The sequence below is a fragment of the Paraburkholderia caffeinilytica genome, assembly GCF_051027425.1.
In the GTDB taxonomy this organism is placed as follows: Bacteria; Pseudomonadota; Gammaproteobacteria; order Burkholderiales; family Burkholderiaceae; genus Paraburkholderia; species Paraburkholderia caffeinilytica_A.
Map to the genome: position 1 here is coordinate 3,875,256 of NZ_CP186552.1, position 18,500 is coordinate 3,893,755.

The window sequence follows — 18,500 nt, forward strand, 5'->3', positions numbered from 1 at the left end:
CAAAAAAGCCGCTTCGAAAATTCCGAAGCGGCTTTTTTTATCCTGCAACCTGCGTGACTGAGCAAGCTTGAACCTCAGCGCAGCGCCATCTGCTTCAACACCTCGTCGACGATTTCTTCCGGCGACAATGCGATGCTGACCGTGATCGCTTCGTCCGGACCCGGCTCTTCGAGCGTATCGAGCTGGCTTTGCAACAGCGACGGATCGAAGAAGTGACCGGTACGCGTGGTCAACCGCTCGCGCAGCATCTCAAACGACCCGTGCAGATAGACGAAGCACACGCCCTTGTCACCGTTGCTGCCGCTGCGCAGCACATCGCGGTACGAACGCTTCAGCGACGAACACGTGAACACCGCTGTCTCGCCTGCCCGCTGCTTCTCTTCGATCGCGGCACGGATGGTTTGCAACCACGGCCAACGGTCTTCGTCGGTTAGCGGAATGCCGTGGTGCATTTTCTCTTTGTTGGCGGCGCTGTGAAACGCGTCGCCGTCGGTAAATGGGCAGTGCAGGCGTTCCGCCAGCATTTCGCCAATCCTCGTTTTGCCGGCGCCCGACACGCCCATTGCGATCAAAATCATCAAAAACTCCTTACACGACCGTCGCGAGCGCGAAAGTCAAACCCAAGCCCATCAGCGAAATGATGGTTTCGAGGAGCGACCATGTCTTGAAGGTCTGCCCCACCGTCATACCGAAGTATTCCTTGACCAGCCAGAAACCGCCGTCGTTCACATGCGAAAAAATCAGTGAACCCGAACCGGTGGCGAGCACCAGCAATTCCGGCGTGACCTGCACGCCGCTAGCCGAGGCAATCGGCGCGACGATACCGCAGGCGGTGGTCATCGCAACGGTCGCCGAACCCGTGGCGAGACGGATCAGCGCGGCCACCAGCCAGCCGAACAGCAGCGGCGACAGATGCATGGCCGTTGCCACGCCGACGATTTCCTTCGAGATGCCGCTATCCATCAGCACGCGCCCGAACCCGCCGCCCGCACCCACGATCAGCGTGATGCCCGCGATCGGCGCCAGACAGTCGCCGCAGAACTTCTGGATCTGCTCACGATTGAAGCCACGGCTCGCGCCAAAGGTCCAGAAACTGACCAGCACGGCGATCAACAGCGCGACGTCCGAGTTGCCGACGAAACGCAGCAGATCGTTCGGCAGGGTCTTCGGCGTAAAGACGAGGTCGGCCCAACTGCCGATCAGCATCAGAATCACCGGCAGCAGAATCGTGAACAGCGTAATGCCGAAGCCCGGCAGTTCGCGCTTTTCCTTTTTCTCGTCAGCGGCACCGAGAAACTGCGCCGCGAGCGGATTGTTCTGCGGCAGCTTGATGAAGCGGCTGATCAACAGCGCGAACAGCGGACCGGCAACGATCGCCGTCGGCACGCCCACGATCAGCCCATAAGCAATCGTCTTGCCGATGTCGGCGTGATAAGCCTGCACCGCGAGCATCGCGGCCGGGTGCGGCGGAATCAAACCGTGCACGACGGACAGACCCGCGATCATCGGCAAGCCGATCAGCAGCAGCGACTTGTTGGTGCGTTTGGCAACGTTGAACGCGATCGGAATCAGCAGCACGAAGCCGACTTCAAAAAACACCGGCAAGCCGACGATGATCGCCACGACCATCATCGCCCAGTGAATGTGCTTCTCGCCGAACTTGTCGATCAGCGTGGTGGCGATGCGCTCCGCCCCGCCCGACTCGGCCATCATCTTGCCAAGCATGGTGCCGAGGCCGACCACGATCGCAATGTGGCCGAGCGTATTGCCGTTGCCGGTTTCGAACGATTTGACGATCGTGCCGATCGGCATGCCGGATACGAGACCCAGCAGCAGCGAAACGATGATCAGGACGAGGAACGGATAAACCTTGTAGCGGGTGATCAGCAGGATCAGAAGTGCGATGGCGATCACCGCGAAAACCAGCAGCATGCTGCCGTGGACAGCTTCCATGAAGCTCCTCCTTTGCGTTATTGATATCGGTGCGGAACACGGCTGGCACCTTGTCTCACGGCGACCTGTAGCGGTGCCAGAAACCCGGCAAGCCGCGCGGACGCTGAATTTTACTGTTTGTTGTCGCTAAAAGCGCGCGAATCCGGCACGCATATCGCCAAGAAGCCTCGCCGCGGCAGCCGGACAGGCTGCATCGACGAGGCTCCTTGGCGTTGGACCTTGCTAACGGACTAGAACGCGGGCCGCTTCAACTCAATGGGCCGGCGCGGCCAACTGGCTGGCCGCACGCGCCAGACGCGTGACTTCGTCCCAGTTTTGCGCGGCGAGCGCGGCTTTCGGCGTCAACCACGAGCCGCCCACGCACACCACATTCGGCAACGAGAGGAAATGCGTTGCCGTTTCGGCGGTGATGCCACCGGTCGGGCAGAACTTCAGATTCGGGAAGGGGCCGTGAAAAGCTTGCAGCATCGGCACACCGCCGGCCTGTTGCGCCGGGAAAAACTTTACGATCTCGTAGCCGAGTTCGAGCGCCGCGATGATGTCCGAAGGCGTCATGACGCCCGGCAGCAGCGGCAAGCCCGCATCTTGCGCGGCCTTGTGCATGTCTCGGGTGAGGCCCGGCGACACGCCGAACTGGGCGCCCGCCTTCTTCGCCTGAGCGCAATGCTCGGGCTTCGTAATCGTGCCGACGCCCACCACGATGTCTTCGGCCAACTGGCTCGCGCGTTCGATCGCTTCCAGACCGGCTGCGGTGCGCAGCGTGATTTCCAGTACCTTCACACCACCCGCGTGCAATGCGCGCGACACGTGCTCACCCTGTTCGACCGAGTCGAACGCGAGCACCGGAATCACCGGGCCGAGGCGCACGATATCGCTTACTGTTTTCGCTGTCATAGTCAGACTCCTTGTTTCTGCAGCGTTTAGCTGGCTTGAGTGGTGCTTGAGTGTTCTTCTGCGTGTACTTTGGCCCGCTTACCGTGTTGCGCCGCGTGCTCGCCCACCATCGGACCGAAGACCGAAGCGCCCTGCTCCGCCGGCGCTGCCGCCGCACGGAACACGCCGAACAGTTCGCGGCCAAAGCCGACTTCGTTTTCCGCCTGATGCTGCGGCAACGCTTCCGGCCGGGACGCCCATTCGGCCGCATCGATTTCGATGTCGAGCACGCCCGCGTCCGCGTCGATCACCAGCATGTCACCGGTGCGGACCTTGCCGATCGGGCCTTGCAGCAAGGCTTCCGGCGACAGGTGAATCACTGCCGGCACCTTGCCCGACGCGCCCGACATGCGGCCGTCGGTCACCAGTGCAACGTGGAAACCTTGATCCTGCAACACACCGAGCAACGGCGTCAAACGATGCAGCTCAGGCATGCCGTTTGCGCGAGCGCCCTGGAAGCGCACGACGGCAATGAAATCGCGCTTCAGCTCGCCGTTGTCGAACGCGGCCTGCACTGCTTCCTGCGAATCGAACACGATGGCCGGCGCCTTCACCTTGCGATGCTGCGCCGCCACCGCGGAAATCTTGATCACGCCGCGGCCGAGCTTGCCTTGCATCAAACGCAGGCCGCCGTCCGGCTGGAACGGCTCCTTGATGCCGCGCAGCACTGCGGTGTCTTCGCTCTTTTCCGCGCCCGGCACCCATTGCAGCTTGCCGTCGATCAGCTTCGGCTCTTCCGTGTAGTGCTTGAGGCCCTTCCCGGCGACGGTATTCACGTCTTCATGGAGCAAACCGCCTTCCAGCAGATTGCGGACCAGAAACGCGACACCGCCCGCAGCATGGAAGTGGTTCACGTCGGCTTTTCCGTTCGGATAGATTTTCGCGAGCAGCGGCACCGCTTGCGACAGCGTGTCGAAGTCGTCCCAATCGATCACGATGCCGGCCGCGCGTGCGATCGCGACGAGGTGCAGTGTGTGATTGGTCGAGCCGCCCGTTGCCAGCAGCGCGACGATGCCGTTGACGATCGCCTTCTCGTCGACCACATGACCGATCGGCGTGTAATTACCGCGCTCCACCGTCAGATCGAGCACGCGGCGTGCGGCCTGGGCGGTCAGCGCGTCGCGCAGCGGCGTATGCGGATGTACGAACGCGGAACTCGGCAGATGCAGGCCCATGACTTCCATCAGCATCTGGTTGCTGTTCGCGGTGCCGTAGAACGTGCAGGTGCCATGGCTGTGATACGCGGCGGCCTCTGCTTCGAGCAGCGCGTCGCGACCGCACTGGCCGGTGGCGAACAGTTGACGCGTCTTGGCTTTGTCGTCGTTCGAGAGACCGCTGCCCATCGGGCCGGCCGGTACGAAGATCGTCGGCAGATGGCCGAATTGCAGCGCGCCGATCAACAGGCCCGGCACGATCTTGTCGCAAATGCCGAGGCACAGCGCGGCGTCGAACATATTGTGCGTCAGTGCGACCGCCGTGCTCATCGCGATCACTTCGCGCGAGAACAGCGACAGTTCCATGCCCGCGTTGCCTTGCGTGACGCCGTCGCACATGGCCGGCACGCCGCCCGCGAATTGCGCGACGCCGCCGTTTTCACGCGCGGCTTCCTTGATGATGTCCGGGTAGTTTTTGTACGGCGCGTGCGCGGACAGCATTTCGTTGTACGAGGACACGATACCGATATTCGGCTGACGAATCTGCTTGATGGCGAACTTGTCGCTGCCCTCGAGCCCGGCAAAACCGTGAGCCAGATTGGCGCAGGAGAGTGCGCCGCGCGCCGGAAATTTGCCTTGAGCGTGATGGATGCGGGCCAGATACGCCTCGCGCGTGGGTTTGCTGCGCTCGACCACGCGTTGCGTGACCTTCAACAATTGCGAATGCGGGGAAACCATCGGAGCTCCTTCGTCGCTGGCCGCGTGCGTTTGAGTCGGGCGTGCGCGCACTATGCCAGGTAGGTATCGCGGGGATGTCGGATCAGTCGACGACGCAATATTAGTAGAAAAACTACATGATCGCAATGGTGATTCCTGTTGCACCGCCGCATCGCCAAAACAGCCTCATCGCCTTACTGGCTTTGTGTTAGCGACTTACACAGCAAAACATAGGGATTACACCTAGGGCACGTTATGTAGTTTTTGTACCTTCTTTAGCAATCGGATATAGTCCACGCATTCTTCAGCATAGTGCGAGTTTTCCGATGATGCTGTCTCAGGTGGAAGAGATGCGCGACCAGTTGCGCCCGTCCGAGCGCAAGCTGGCCGATTACGTGATCGAGGCACCGCGCGAGGTGCTCGATCTGTCGATGACCGAAGTGGCCGCGCGCGCCGGCGTCAGCCAGCCGACCATCGCGCGGTTTTGTCATGCGCTCGGCTTTTCGGGTTTTCGCGAGTTCAAGATCCGGCTGGCACAAGGGATCGCGTCGGGCGTGCCCACTGTCTATCGCGACGTGCGGCCCGACGAAGACGCGCCGGGACTCATCGCGAAAGTATTCGACCGAACCATCGGCACCTTGATCGAGGTGCGCAACAGCCTCTCGTCGGATAGCGTCGATGCCGCCGTAGCGTTGCTGGCGAACGCCGCGCGCATCGAGTTCTATGGAGCGGGCGGGTCGGGCATTGCCGCTCAGGATATCCAGCACAAGTTTTTCCGGCTCGGCATGCCAAGCGTCGCGTACTCCGATCCGCATACGTATTCGATGTCGGCGGCGCTGCTCGGACCCGGCGATGTGGTGGTGACGGTATCCAATACCGGTCGAACCCGCGACATCATCGAGGCGGCGCGTTCTGCGCTCGCTCGCGGCGCGAAGGTAATCGCCATTACGCACGGCAGTTCGCCGCTTGCGCGGGTCGCGTCCATCTGCCTTTTTTCGAACGTGGTCGAGGAAAACGACGTGTTTTCCCCGATGACATCACGCATGTCGCATCTGGCGATCGGCGACATTCTTGCGGTCGGCGTCGCCCTGAAGCGCGGGCCCGAGTTGGTGGAGCGGTTGGGACAGGCGAAAGGGGTGATCGGCCGGTTGAGGATCGACGGCGAGGCCTGAAGGGTCTGAAACAAAAAAGGCCTGCTCGATGGCAGGCCTTCGTGGTCAAACAATGCGTGTTGCTGCTTACTCCGTGAACACGCGCACATCGACGCGGCGGTTCTGCAAGCGGCCTTCGGCCGTCGCATTCGACGCGACAGGATCGGCGCTGCCCAGACCTTGCGCAACAAACTGGTCAGCGTGGAGGCCGCCGTCGCGCAGATATTTCACGACAGCCAAGGCACGAGCCTGGGACAGTTTCAGGTTATGGGCTTCCGAACCGGTGTTGTCGGTATAACCCATCACCGTCACGCGATGCAGGTTGACACCCTGGTTCACGCTCATGAAGTGATTGAGGCTTTCTTTTGCAACCGGGTTAAGCACTGCGCTATCGGTGGCGAAGTTCGCGTTACCTTGCAGCAGCAACCGAACCTGCGGCGGCACCTGTTTGGCTTGCGGCTGCGAGGCCGGTTGCTGAACCGGCTGTTGCGGAGCCGGCTGTGCCACCGGCTGCTGTACAACAGGCTTACCGCACATGAAGGTCATTTCGCGCGGGTCCTTCACCGGAACGGTGTTGTCTACGCCGTCAATCGCTTCAAGCCACGTCACAGGCTGAGCCTTACAGGTTTCCTCAGCCACACGCACACAGCTTTTCGAGCTTTCGAAAAGTCCCAGGCAGCTAACGCGGTAAACCGGGGCCTGCTGGTTCGGCACGCTAACTGCGTGAAGCGTATATGTTGGTCCCGACTGCGTGGTACACGCTGCAAGGAAAGTCACAAAGGCGCCGAGCAGCGGCGCGCGGAGATATTTAAAAAGAGTTGCGTTCATTTTTTTGGAATTCAGTCGATTGAAGCGACGCTCTTGCCACGTGTTCCATGTACGAGAGCGCGCTTGCGGTTAAGTCAAGGTGAGTCCGGCTGACGGACGGGACTGACGCCCCGTCCGTCGCGGCACTTACCACTGATACGAAGCACCGATGTTGCTCAGGTTGTTCACGTTGTTGTTGATCGTGTTCACCTTTGCGTCTTCCGACTGCAACTGGCTCACGTTCACCGCGTCCGTGGCAGCCGAACCAGCGGCCACGTTCGTCACACGACGTTCCTTACCTGACGCACCCATCGACACTTCACCGTTAGCGGTCGAAGCCGTGCCCGACAGTGCTGCCGTACCCGGGTTGTAACCCGCTGCCGACAGGTTCGCCGTCGTCGTCGAGCCCGAACCCAGTGCTACCGAGTTCTTCGCCGAGGCCGATGCATTGCCGCCGATCGCCACTGCGTCCGTACCGGTTGCCGACGAATCCGCCAGCGTCGAGTTCGTGTGGAAGTACTTGATGCCGCCACCGTTGGTGATGTTGTTCACCGTGTTGTTGATGTTCGTCACATCACCAGCGATGTTGCTGACGTTGTTGCTCAGGTTGTTCACCGTGTTGTTGATGTTGGTGACGTTGCCCGCGATGTTGCTGACGTTGTTGCTCAGGTTGTTCACGTTGTTGTTGATCGTGTTCACCTTTGCATCTTCCGACTGCAACTGGCTCACGTTCACCGCATCCGTTGCGGCCGAACCGGCTGCCACGTTCGTCACGCGACGTTCCTTGCCTGTCGCTCCCACCGACACTTCACCGTTAGCCGCCGATGCCGTGCCCGACAGCGCCAGGCTGCCCGGGTTGTAGCCCGCTGCCGACAGGTTCGCCGTCGTCGTCGAACCCGAACCCAGTGCTACCGAGTTCTTCGCCGAGGCCGAGGCATTGCCGCCGATCGCCACTGCGTCCGTACCGGTCGCCGACGAGTCAGCCAGCGTTGAATTCGTGTGGAAGTACTTGATGCCGCCACCGTTCATAATATTGGTGACAGTGTTCGTCACGGAGGTGACGCCCGTATCGAGGCCCGTGAGTGCATCGCCGACGTTGCTATACGTACCGCCTTGCACTTTGTAGGACGGCGCTTTAATGGACCCGTCCGAATTGATTGTCGCGCCCCCGCCCAGTGCGTCTGTCACGCCTGAGAGCTGTGAGACATTGACGGCGTCAGTAGCCTGCACGCCCGCAGCCATGTTAATTACCTGACGAGTGACGGGTACCGCACCTTGAGTAGGCTTCGATCCCGACCCGGTGGGGTTCGGCTGAACAGCGCTGCCGCCAAGGCCGACCGAGACAACATTGCTGCGACCATTGTCGTTAGCGCCCGCACCCAACGCAACGCTACTGCGTCCAGTCGAGCCGCTGGCTGGCCCAATAGCAATGCTATCGATTCCGGCACCGTTGGCACCGTAACCGAGTGCCAGCCCGCCCCCACTAGCCACAGCATGAGTTCCCATGGCGATGGCTGCCCATCCTGCATACACGCCGTTAGAGGCACCACAGGTACCCGCACTAGCTCCGCTACCAAATGCAATGCCCTCATCAACAGCGCTTGCGTTCGCGGCCGCGCTCCCTCCGCCCGTCGCAGTTAAAGTCCCCGCGCTACCATTACTGACGCCATAAGCACAAGGCTCGGTGTTCCCGATCCACTGCGCAGCGTGGCTCACGGACGGAGTAACCGCAGCAAGACCTGTACCGACGACGGCCATGAACGCCACCACGCGGCCGGCCGACGACTTCTTGCCGCGGCCCTTGGCCCCTTCCGGTGCAGCAACATAAGTGCCTGAAGTTTCATTCCAAACGGTTTTATACGACTTATTCACAATTTCGTCCTTTAAGGCGTGATAACTGGATCCGCAGTGGAAATCCGGCTTAATGGCCGTTTCACCGTTGCAGAGTTACCGGAAGGACAGAAAACGGTTTTCGTCAATTTATCTTGAAGCCGTTGCAACAATCCTTCTGGCGATAGCCCTTAATATATTTTTCATGGACCTAGGACTCCATAAGAGCATTCCCAAAAGACAGTTACTCCGCCGTAACGGGGTAAATCAAGCCCCTTGCATGCCTATCAACACAAGGCCCAAGACAGATATCAAGATAATCGCCACCTGGACATTTCCCAGCAATTCACCCGCCGCAAAAACCCTAACTTTTAGGACTATTCCTATATCAATATTTGAACAACCAAATCAATCACAAGGTGAAAAATTAAAAATAAAAATTTATTATAAAATCAAATAAAATATCAATAAAACTGCTACCAATATAGGCACGCATGCGTGGTACGTCTGGAACTGCATGGATGCGACGCACGCGAGTGCAGATCTAATTGCACCGGCGAAAGTCGGTGGAAAAAATCTCATACCAGCCACCGTAGCCGGGCTACGGCGCGAGCATCTTGGGTACGGTAATTGACGCTTTGCAACCGCAGTATCTTTTCGCGGTCGTGTCACTATCAGCCCGGCAGAACTCGAGCCGAGTTGGTGATGAGCAAGGAAGCGGGAAGCAAACGCACGGACCTAACGATGGAGCGCGGCGAGAACCATATGATTGCCGTTCCAGATTGTGAGACTTGCAGCGACGGCGGCACGTAAAACATAGACCACGACTTCGCTGGCGTGACTGGGAGGGAACGCATTGAAGCTACCTCTCACGGTTACGGCTCCGCAATACCGAGAGAGTTGATGCGCTATCAATTCGGCTGCCCAAATGTCCCGGTTAGACATACTTTAAGGTATAGCCCTTCTTTACAAAATTCTTTCACCCCGTTCTGAATCTCCGCTGGCTGGCGTTGTGCGGCCCATACTGTTTGAGCTTCGGATGTAAGAATTGTGCATCCGGATTTGTCTGTGTGAGGACGTGACGCCGCCAGAAAAGCTGCGCACGCGACCAGACGCGGCCGACTTTCCGCATGAGATTATTGCGCTCGATAGGCAACTACAGTAGGAACTGCTACTTTGCCGACGTCATGACAGACTGCTGCTTGCGCCACGCGCACGCGCACGAGAACGAGAACGAGAACGAGAACGATAGGTACCGCTATGAACGCCGCGATTCAAGATGACCAAACCCGCGCGCAAACGACAACTTTCAGTCGCGCATAGCGTCCGAATCAAATTCGCGTTTCCAGTCGAAGTGGCAGCATGGAGCTAGCAGGCAGACGTGTGACGGAACAGTCGCGACTAGCTACTTAGATATGCAAAGGAATACAACGATATCCGGCCTACATCTGCTCAACGGCGCGAGCCCGCTTTGGGCACCGCCAATGCCAAGGATGTCGGTCCTCCGTTCACCTATGGTTGCGCGGTCCGAACTACGAACGCACTGATAAAGCGCTTAATGGATGTAAGCTCGTGCCCGCTACGGCAGGATCGTGCTGATTTGCCTTTCCCGCCGCAAGCGTCGCAACTTCGTAAAATTCGGCAAACGTCAACCTAGTTTGGAGTTGTGCGGTGCTCTCACTACGACGGCCGGGGATTCCCCCGACGACTAACGCGGCTTTATGTTGTTGCTCGAGAGCGACGCGACGCTAGCCACGTGCGTAGGCATATAAAAAGCGCTTACCGCTGAGCGAGACTGTTCACAACTGCGGCGAAAGACAAGAACTTACTCATCTTGCGTTGCGAAAATTAAAACGGCTTAATCACCACCAACGCCACCGCCGCCAACATCCCCAGCACCGGCAGCTCGTTAAACATCCGATACCACTTATCCGTGCGCCGATTCTCACCACGCTCGAAAGTCCGCAGCAGCACGCCACAATAAGCGTGATAAATAACCAGCAACACCACCACGCCCACCTTCGCGTGAATCCAACCCTGTCCGCGCCCGATCCCCACCACCAGCCACAGCCACAGCCCACACGCCAGCGCCGGCACCGCAATAAACGTCATGAAGCGGAACAGCTTGCGCGCCATGGTCAAAAGACGCGCCGTCGCGGCGGGCTCCGTTTCCATCGCCAGATTGACGAAGATGCGCGGCAGGTAGAACAGGCCGGCAAACCAGGAAGCAATCAGCACGATGTGAAACGTCTTGACCCAAAGCATTAGCATGTCCCTGTACGGCTTACAGCGTGGAGATCGGCGCGCCCGTCGCCGGCGCCTGAGAAGGAAAGCACGTTAGCGCTTTCCTGTGCAGCGATTGCCCCTCGAAGAACACCGCTTTACTGCCGCCCTTCGCCATGCCCGAGCACGATGTATTTGAGCGACGTCAGCCCTTCCAGCCCCACCGGGCCGCGCGCGTGCAGCTTGTCGTTCGAGATGCCAATCTCCGCGCCCAAGCCAAATTCGAAGCCATCCGCAAAACGCGTCGATGCGTTCACCATCACGCTCGCCGAATCCACTTCGCGCAGAAAACGCATCGCTCGATCGTGGTCTTCCGTCACGATCGCGTCAGTGTGCTGCGAGCTGTATTCGTTGATGTGCTCGATCGCCGCATCGAGACCGTCGACCACCTTGATCGCCAGCACCGGCGCAAGATACTCAGTGCGCCAGTCTTCTTCGGTGGCATCGACGAGCGGACCGATGCCCGCATCCGCCAGCACCGCGCGCGCAGCAGCATCCACCCGCAGTTCGACTTCCTTGTCGCGATACAGCTTGCCCAACGGCGGCAGCACTTCAGCCGCAATGCCGCGCGCGACCAGCAGCGTTTCCATCGTGTTGCAGGTGCCGTAGCGGTGCGTCTTCGCGTTATCGCAAACGGTCAGCGCCTTGGCCAGATCCGCGCGATCGTCGACATACACGTGGCAAATGCCGTCGAGATGCTTGATCATCGGCACACGCGCTTCATTCATCAGGCGCTCGATCAGACTTTTGCCGCCGCGCGGCACGATCACGTCGACGTATTCGGTCATCGTGATCAGCTTGCCGACCGCGGCGCGATCCGACGTGGCCACCACTTGCACCGCGTCCTGCGGCAAGCCGGCCGCTTCCAACCCTTCGCCGATCAGCTTCGCCAAGGCAGTGTTGCATTCGAGCGCTTCCGAACCGCCACGCAGAATCGTCGCGTTGCCGGACTTCAGGCACAGCGCCGCAGCGTCGATCGTCACGTTCGGACGCGATTCGTAGATGATGCCGATCACACCGAGCGGCACGCGCATCTGGCCCACCTGAATACCGCTCGGACGGTACTTGAGATTGCTGATCTCGCCAATCGGATCGGCCAGCGCGGCAACCTGGCGCAAACCTTCGACCATCGTCTTCAGCGCCTTGTCCGACAGCGTCAGGCGATCGATGAAAGCGGCGTCGAGACCTTTGTCGCGTGCACGCGCCACGTCGCGCGCGTTGGCTTCTTTCAGCAGCGCGGCATCGCGTTCGATCGCTTGCGCAACAGCGGCAAGCGCGGCGTTCTTCGACGCCGTCGACGCACGCGCCATCGCACGCGAAGCGTGGCGGGCGCGGCGACCGAGGTCGGTCATGTACTGGTCGATATCCATGTTGATTCTCGTGATGCCGCTCACGTTCACGTGCAGCGGATAAGCAGAATTAGCGAAAGATCAAACGATTGTAAAACGGGTGGCAGCGCTTTGCTTGGCCCGAGGCCCTCGGCAAGCCTAGGGTTTTCCGGCTTTGTCCGGTGGCGTCGCTCGAAAATGTGGCCGTGGAATGGTCTATCGGATCGGCACCGGATTCGCAGATTCGACACAGTACGCGTTGATACGCAAAGTGCCCGTCGCGCCGACGCAAAACCTGCAGGAGAGACGGATAAGGAGCCTTACGTCCAGGCGTCCCCATCCATTCCGCCGCGCGAAGCCACCACAAGCTATGCGCCTCAGCCCGGCCTTCGAATCGGCGCGCCTGACCCCACTCGAGGTCGCGATGGCGGCACAGGCGCCGTTTTTGCCGGCGAAGCTACCGTCATGGCCAATTCGAACAATCCGTCCCACGGATCGGGCGGCGGATCGTTGCGATGATTGCCCGGCGTACCGCCGGACAATCCCTTCACCTGCCGATCCAGCCGCGCCGCCAACGCAAGCGCCTTCTCCAGCGCGCCCTCGGTGACGCGCGACAGCGCCGGTCCGATCAGCCGTTCGCGCGGACCCCACACACGGTTCTCGCGCACCAGCATGGCAAGCGGTTTGCCCGCCGTAACACCGCGCTTGATCCGCAACAATGTCCGCACTTCTTCGACGACCGCCCACAGCACCAGCACTGCAGCCTCGCCTTCGCCGCGCAGCCCATCGAGCATGCGCGCGAGGCGGCCGACGTCGCCTGCCAGCATGGCCTCGTTCAGCTTGAAAACGTCGTAACGGGCGACATTGAGCACGGCATCCTGAATCTGTTCGAAGCTCAACGAACCAGCCGGATACAGCAGCCCGAGCTTCTGGATTTCCTGATGTGCGGCAAGCAGATTGCCTTCAACGCGCTCGGCGATGAACGCCAACGCGCGTCGCCCTTCTTCGCCGGCCGCAACCCGCTGGCCCTGAGCCGCGAGCCGTTGACCAACCCAGTTCGGCAACTGCGCGCGCTCAACCGGATCGATTTTCAAGGCGACGCCTGCCTCGGACAGCGCCGTGAACCACGCCGACTTTTGCGTCGCTGCATCGAGCCGCGGCAACGTGATCATCGTCAGCACGTCGTCATTCACGGCGGCGGCGAGCGCCTTCAGCGCATCCGCGCCTTCCTTGCCGGGCTTGCCCGACGGAATGCGCAACTCGACCAGTTGACGGTCGCCGAACAGCGACATCGATTGACTCGCACCCAGCAGCGAACTCCAGTCGAAACCACGCTCGACGGTGAACACCGAGCGATCGGTAAAGCCGGCTGCGCGCGCCGTCGCCCGAATCCGGTCGCACGCTTCCTGCGCGAGCAGGTGCTCGTCGCCGTACACGACGTACAGTCCGGCGAGTCCTTTCGCGAGATGCGCTTCGAGCGCGTCAAGTCGCAGTTGCATGGCTACCGATCGACGAGGTTAAACGAGTACATGCGCGAGTCCATGCGCGCATGCACAGGCACGCGCAGCAAGCAGAACAAGGATTCAGCACGACGCTCACAGCGGCGGCGGCGGCAACGGCGCGCGCGGCGCAACCGACGGCACCTGCTGACCCGGCGCCGGATGCAGCGAACGCACCAGCGACAGACGGCGCGTAAGCTGGTCGATCGCGTCGTTCTCCATGTCCGCGAACAGGATGTCAGACTCGGCAGCCTTGGCCTGCGAGTACTGGTCGCTATAGGTCATGGCGCGGTTCAGCGAGATCACGCTCGGCGGAATCAGCACCGTGCCGTCCTTGCCGACCAGCGAGTAGGTCATCGACAACGCCATGGCATATTCTTCGACAACACCGAGCGAGTTCAACGTGAGCGTATTGACGCTGCGGTTCTCGCTGATCTGCAGCGTCGCGTCGGCATTCGCGACGGAGGTGACCACCACCGTGTCGCTGCCGCCCTGCACGAGGCGCGTCAGCCGCGCGTCGGCCGCGGCCGATCCGCCGGAGATAAAGAGTCGTTTGAATGCATAGTCCTGCTGGCCGCGCAGCTGGAAGCCGCAGGCGGACAACATCAGCACGCTGCATATCAGCGTCAATAACGATCTGCGAGTCACATTGGCTCCTGGTTCGCAGTAGATTCCGCAGCAAGAGACAAGCGCCGCCGCGCGCAGTGGCGCTTGTCTGCTGTCATGTTTCGGTGGGCTGTCAAACGACCACGTTCACGAGGCGGCCCGGCACCACGACGATCTTCTTCGGTGCCTTGCCTTCGCTGAACTTCTCGACCGCCTCATGAGCGGCGGCGAGCTTTTCGATCGTGTCACGGGATGCATCTTTCGCCACCGTGAGCGCGCCGCGCACCTTGCCGTTCACCTGCAGCACGAGTTCGATCTCGGCTTGCTCCAGCGCCTGTTCGTCGACCTTCGGCCATGCCGCGTCGAGCAGCGAACCGAATTCGTCGGCGTAACCGAGTTCCTGCCACAACTGGAACGTCTGATGCGGCACGACCGGATACAGCACACGCAGCATCACGCTGTACGTCTCGCGCAGCACCGCCGGTTGCGCGCCCTTCGCGCTGTCGAGCGCGTTAAGCATCTTCATCGCCGCCGACACCACCGTGTTGTACTGCAAACGCTGGTAATCGAAGTCGGCCTGCTTCAGCACGCTATAGATTTCGCGGCGCAGCACCTTGTCGACTTCGCCGAGTTTCGCGGCGTCGAACTTGCCGCCCGCGCGCAGCGCAGCTTCGTTCGCGTGACCGAAGCTCCACACGCGACGCAGGAAGCGGCTCGCGCCTTCCACGCCCGAACCCGACCATTCGAGCTGCTGCTCGGGCGGTGCGGCGAACATCACGAACAGACGCGCGGTGTCCGCGCCGTGCTGATCGATCAGCAATTGCGGATCGACGCCGTTGTTCTTCGACTTCGACATTTTCTCGACGCCGCCGAGCACCACCGGCTGGCCGTCCGCGTTCAGCACGGCGCCGACCGGGCGGCCTTTGTCGTCGAACGAGACGGTGACGTCGGCCGGGTTGTACCAGGTCTTCTTACCCGCTTCGTTTTCGCGGTAGTAAGTTTCGTTGAGCACCATGCCCTGCGTGAGCAGGTTTTTGGCCGGCTCGCCGAACTCGATCAGGCCCATGTCGCGCATCACCTTCGCCCAGAAGCGCGAATACAACAGGTGAAGAATCGCGTGCTCGATGCCGCCGATGTACTGGTCCATCGGCGCCCAGTAATCGGTGCGCTTGTCGACCATGGTCTTCGCGTCCGGCGCCGCATAACGATAGAAGTACCAAGACGAATCGACGAAGGTGTCCATCGTATCGGTTTCGCGCTTGGCCGCGCCGCCGCAGGTCGGGCAGGTGCAGTTCACGAACGCTTCAGACTTGGCGAGCGGATTGCCCGTGCCGTCCGGCACGAGGTCTTCCGGCAGCACCACCGGCAGATCTTTTTCCGGCACCGGCACATCGCCGCAGGTCGGGCAATGGATGATCGGAATCGGCGTGCCCCAGTAACGCTGGCGCGACACGCCCCAGTCACGCAAGCGCCACGTGATCTGCTTGTCGCCGAGGCCGAGTTCTTTCAGATCGGCGGCGATCTGGTCGACCGCATCCGTGTAGTTGAGACCGTCGTACTTGCCGCTGTTGATCAGTGTGCCGGTTTTCTCGCCGTACCATTCCTGCCAGGCTTCGGCGGAGTATTCCTTGCCTTCAACGGCAACCACCTGCTTGATCGGCAAACCGTATTTCTTCACGAACGCGAAGTCGCGCTCGTCGTGCGCGGGCACGCCCATCACCGCACCTTCGCCGTAGCTCATCAGCACGTAATTGCCGATCCACACTTCGACCTGTTCCTGCGTCAGCGGATGCGTGACGGTGAAGCCGGTGGCCATGCCCTTCTTTTCCATCGTCGCAACGTCGGCTTCAGCCACGCCGCCGCGCTTGCATTCTTCGATGAAGGCCTGCAGTTCCGGCTTGTCTTGCGCGAGACGCGTGGCGAGCGGATGCTCGGCGGCGACCGCGCAGAAAGTCACGCCCATGATCGTGTCGGCGCGCGTGGTGAACACGCGCAACAGCTTCTGTTCGCCGTCGATTTCATACGGAAAACCAAAGTTCACGCCGAAGCTCTTGCCGATCCAGTTCTGCTGCATGATCTTGACGCGCTCCGGCCAGCCGAGGCCTTCGAGGTCGTCCAGCAGTTCATCCGCGTACTGCGTGATGCGCATGTAGTACATCGGGATTTCGCGCTTTTCGATCAGCGCGCCCGAACGCCAGCCGCGGCCGTCGATCACCTGCTCGTTGGCGAGCACGGTCTGATCGACCGGGTCCCAGTTGACGGTACCGGTTTTCTTGTACGCGATGCCCTTTTCCAGCATCTTCAGGAACAGCCACTGGTTCCATTTGTAGTAATCGGGGCTGCAGGTGGCGACTTCACGTGACCAGTCGATCGCGAGGCCCATCGACTGCATCTGCTTCTTCATGTAAGCGATGTTGTCGTAGGTCCACTTCGCGGGCGGCACGTTGTTGGCCATTGCCGCGTTTTCCGCCGGCATGCCGAACGCGTCCCAACCCATCGGCATCAGCACGTTGTAGCCGTTCATCCGCAGATAGCGGTACATCACGTCGTTGATCGTGTAGTTGCGCACGTGCCCCATGTGCAGCTTGCCCGACGGGTACGGCAGCATCGAGACGCAGTAGAACTTGGGCTTATCAGTGGTTTCTGACGTCTTGTACGCGTCGATGGCGCGCCATTGCCCTTGCGCGGCGGCTTCGACGTCGGAGGGAACGTATTTTTCGTGCATGGTGTGATGGAATCGCTGGGTTCGGTGCTTTCGCACCGGGCCTGGTGCTCTGCTGGATGAAATGGCGTCGTTTCCCCTTCTGCGGGGAAAGGGCTGATTATACCGTTCGCGGACGGGTGCGCCGCGTGGCGTGGCGCGCCGGGGCGACGGGGTTCGGCCGGATTGAGGCCGACGCGGTCTTACGTAGCTGGCTACGCTGCCGCTCTTTCCCGACGACGGCGTGACTAACGCGCGTACTGGCTCACACCCAGCACAACGCCAACGATGCTACTGGCTCGCGCCCGGCGGCGGCGGATCGGTCACGAAGCCGATCCGCTCGAGCCCCGCCTGCTGCGCCGCGCCCATGACCTGCGCGATCACCTCATAGCGCGTGGAGCGCTCGGCGCGCAACTGGATCTCCGGCTGGTCGGCCTGTTTGCCCGCCTCCACGAATTGCGCGCGCATCTGCTGCAGCGTGATGACGGTGCCGTTCCAGTACAGCTTGCCGGCGGCATCGATTGAAAGAGAAATGGTTTGGGGTGTTTGCCGCGCGGGCGCTGCCGCGACTTTGGGTAAATCGAGCCGGATCGCGTGCGTGAATAAAGGCGCGGTAATGATAAAAATCACTAGCAACACAAGCATCACGTCGATCAACGGTGTCATGTTGATCTCGGCCATCGGCGCGGCCGTCTGCTTTTTCTCGAGTCCGCCGAATGCCATGTCGCCTCCTTCTCTCGTCTCGACGCAGTGCAGCGCCTAGTAAGTCCGTGCCTGTGCTTGCTGAGGCTGGGGCTTGGGCTGATCCGCCGGCGCGCAGACATAGGCGTGCAGATCGTGCGCGAAGCCGTCGAGGTCTTCGGTCAATTGCCGCACCAGGCGCCCGAACACGTTATAGGCGAGCACCGCCGGAATCGCGACCACGAGGCCGAAGGCCGTCATGATCAGCGCCTCGCCGACCGGGCCCGCCACGTTTTCGATCTGCGCCTGACCGCTCGCAGCAATGCTGCCGAGCGCGTGATAGATGCCCCAAACCGTGCCGAGCAGGCCGACGAACGGCGCCGTGCTGCCCACCGAGGCCAGCAGCACCTGACCGAACTCGAGCCGCCGCTGCGACGCGTTGAGCGCCTGACGCAGCGCTCTCAGCACTCGCTCGCCACGCTCGACGCGCGCGAGCAGCGCGCCGGGAATGTCCACTTCGGCCGCATGCAGCGCGGCCTCGGCGAGCGGCGTGAAGACGCGTTCGCGGTCCACACGCCGCAATGCCGCGACGCCCTCCGACAACGTCGGCGCCTGCCAGAACTGCGCAATCGCCGACGTGGCCTGACGTTTGGCGCGCGTGAGAATCCAGCTTTTGACGATCAGAAAGCACCAGCTCGCAATCGACATAGCCAGCAACACATACGCGACGCCATGCGTGATCGCGTCGCTGGTTTCCAGGTAATGGATGATGCCGCTGCTGCCTGCCATCTGACCTCGCCGTTGGAAAGTTGATTACAGGGGACTACAAAAGAGCAAAGCGGGGGCGCAACCGGCCC

13 protein-coding genes and 2 pseudogenes are annotated in these 18,500 nt (G+C 61.0%); 1 reads left to right on the plus strand and 14 read right to left on the minus strand.

What is annotated here, in order from left to right:
- Positions 1-74: 74 nt before the first annotated feature.
- From ACOSV0_RS17165 to edd, 4 genes are all read right to left on the minus strand, one after another.
- Positions 75-578: a gluconokinase gene (locus ACOSV0_RS17165; protein ID WP_434107315.1), complete on the minus strand. Its 504-nt coding sequence runs from the start codon at positions 576-578 to the stop codon at positions 75-77.
- Positions 579-588: 10 nt separating this feature from the next.
- The gene (locus tag ACOSV0_RS17170) at positions 589-1,953 is read right to left on the minus strand and encodes a GntP family permease (protein WP_434107316.1); all 1,365 of its coding nucleotides are present in this window, start codon (positions 1,951-1,953) and stop codon (positions 589-591) included.
- A 252-nt stretch (positions 1,954-2,205) separates the two neighbouring features.
- Positions 2,206-2,847 (minus strand): bifunctional 4-hydroxy-2-oxoglutarate aldolase/2-dehydro-3-deoxy-phosphogluconate aldolase, encoded by a 642-nt coding sequence (eda, locus tag ACOSV0_RS17175; RefSeq protein ID WP_408437591.1) that lies wholly within the window; start codon positions 2,845-2,847, stop codon positions 2,206-2,208.
- Positions 2,848-2,873: 26 nt separating this feature from the next.
- Positions 2,874-4,778 carry a phosphogluconate dehydratase gene (gene edd / locus ACOSV0_RS17180; RefSeq protein ID WP_434107318.1) on the minus strand — a complete coding sequence of 635 codons (1,905 nt, stop codon included), beginning with the start codon at positions 4,776-4,778 and terminating at the stop codon, positions 2,874-2,876.
- A gap of 305 nt (positions 4,779-5,083) precedes the next feature.
- On the opposite strand from edd, the gene ACOSV0_RS17185 reads away from it, so the two are divergent.
- Complete coding sequence (locus ACOSV0_RS17185) at positions 5,084-5,929, plus strand: MurR/RpiR family transcriptional regulator (RefSeq protein WP_434107319.1); 846 nt, start codon at positions 5,084-5,086, stop codon at positions 5,927-5,929.
- A 66-nt stretch (positions 5,930-5,995) separates the two neighbouring features.
- Here ACOSV0_RS17185 and ACOSV0_RS17190 read toward each other — a convergent pair whose 3' ends face one another.
- The 10 genes and pseudogenes from ACOSV0_RS17190 to ACOSV0_RS17235 form a co-directional block, all read right to left on the minus strand.
- Positions 5,996-6,517 (minus strand): OmpA family protein, encoded by a 522-nt coding sequence (locus tag ACOSV0_RS17190; protein WP_434107320.1) that lies wholly within the window; start codon positions 6,515-6,517, stop codon positions 5,996-5,998.
- A gap of 402 nt (positions 6,518-6,919) precedes the next feature.
- Positions 6,920-8,410: pseudogene (locus ACOSV0_RS17195) on the minus strand (YadA family autotransporter adhesin); the annotation flags it as partial.
- Positions 8,411-8,506: 96 nt separating this feature from the next.
- Positions 8,507-8,587, minus strand: a pseudogene (locus ACOSV0_RS17200) (ESPR domain-containing protein); the annotation flags it as partial.
- Positions 8,588-10,393: 1,806 nt separating this feature from the next.
- The gene (locus tag ACOSV0_RS17205; RefSeq protein WP_434107322.1) at positions 10,394-10,816 is read right to left on the minus strand and encodes a CopD family protein; all 423 of its coding nucleotides are present in this window, start codon (positions 10,814-10,816) and stop codon (positions 10,394-10,396) included.
- A 110-nt stretch (positions 10,817-10,926) separates the two neighbouring features.
- Positions 10,927-12,198, minus strand: coding sequence for a glutamate-5-semialdehyde dehydrogenase (locus ACOSV0_RS17210; protein WP_434107323.1), 1,272 nt, complete (start codon positions 12,196-12,198; stop codon positions 10,927-10,929).
- A 335-nt stretch (positions 12,199-12,533) separates the two neighbouring features.
- Positions 12,534-13,655: a DNA polymerase III subunit delta gene (gene holA, locus ACOSV0_RS17215; RefSeq protein ID WP_434107324.1), complete on the minus strand. Its 1,122-nt coding sequence runs from the start codon at positions 13,653-13,655 to the stop codon at positions 12,534-12,536.
- 96 nt (positions 13,656-13,751) lie between these two features.
- A complete protein-coding gene (gene lptE, locus ACOSV0_RS17220) occupies positions 13,752-14,303 on the minus strand; it encodes an LPS assembly lipoprotein LptE (RefSeq protein ID WP_434107325.1) in 552 nt (183 codons plus the stop codon).
- 91 nt (positions 14,304-14,394) lie between these two features.
- Positions 14,395-16,986 carry a leucine--tRNA ligase gene (gene leuS / locus ACOSV0_RS17225; protein WP_434107326.1) on the minus strand — a complete coding sequence of 864 codons (2,592 nt, stop codon included), beginning with the start codon at positions 16,984-16,986 and terminating at the stop codon, positions 14,395-14,397.
- A 267-nt stretch (positions 16,987-17,253) separates the two neighbouring features.
- A complete protein-coding gene (locus tag ACOSV0_RS17230; RefSeq protein WP_434107327.1) occupies positions 17,254-17,685 on the minus strand; it encodes an ExbD/TolR family protein in 432 nt (143 codons plus the stop codon).
- 36 nt (positions 17,686-17,721) lie between these two features.
- The gene (locus ACOSV0_RS17235; protein ID WP_434107328.1) at positions 17,722-18,432 is read right to left on the minus strand and encodes a MotA/TolQ/ExbB proton channel family protein; all 711 of its coding nucleotides are present in this window, start codon (positions 18,430-18,432) and stop codon (positions 17,722-17,724) included.
- Positions 18,433-18,500 lie beyond the last annotated feature (68 nt).

Coding starts and splice junctions, on each gene's coding strand:
- ACOSV0_RS17165 (WP_434107315.1), bottom strand. CDS start 578: ATGATTTTGATCGCAATGGGCGTGTCGGGCGCCGGCAAAACGAGGATT.
- ACOSV0_RS17170 (WP_434107316.1), bottom strand. CDS start 1,953: ATGGAAGCTGTCCACGGCAGCATGCTGCTGGTTTTCGCGGTGATCGCC.
- eda (WP_408437591.1), bottom strand. CDS start 2,847: ATGACAGCGAAAACAGTAAGCGATATCGTGCGCCTCGGCCCGGTGATT.
- edd (WP_434107318.1), bottom strand. CDS start 4,778: ATGGTTTCCCCGCATTCGCAATTGTTGAAGGTCACGCAACGCGTGGTC.
- ACOSV0_RS17185 (WP_434107319.1), top strand. CDS start 5,084: ATGATGCTGTCTCAGGTGGAAGAGATGCGCGACCAGTTGCGCCCGTCC.
- ACOSV0_RS17205 (WP_434107322.1), bottom strand. CDS start 10,816: ATGCTAATGCTTTGGGTCAAGACGTTTCACATCGTGCTGATTGCTTCC.
- ACOSV0_RS17210 (WP_434107323.1), bottom strand. CDS start 12,198: ATGGATATCGACCAGTACATGACCGACCTCGGTCGCCGCGCCCGCCAC.
- holA (WP_434107324.1), bottom strand. CDS start 13,655: ATGCAACTGCGACTTGACGCGCTCGAAGCGCATCTCGCGAAAGGACTC.
- leuS (WP_434107326.1), bottom strand. CDS start 16,986: ATGCACGAAAAATACGTTCCCTCCGACGTCGAAGCCGCCGCGCAAGGG.
- ACOSV0_RS17230 (WP_434107327.1), bottom strand. CDS start 17,685: ATGGCATTCGGCGGACTCGAGAAAAAGCAGACGGCCGCGCCGATGGCC.
- ACOSV0_RS17235 (WP_434107328.1), bottom strand. CDS start 18,432: ATGGCAGGCAGCAGCGGCATCATCCATTACCTGGAAACCAGCGACGCG.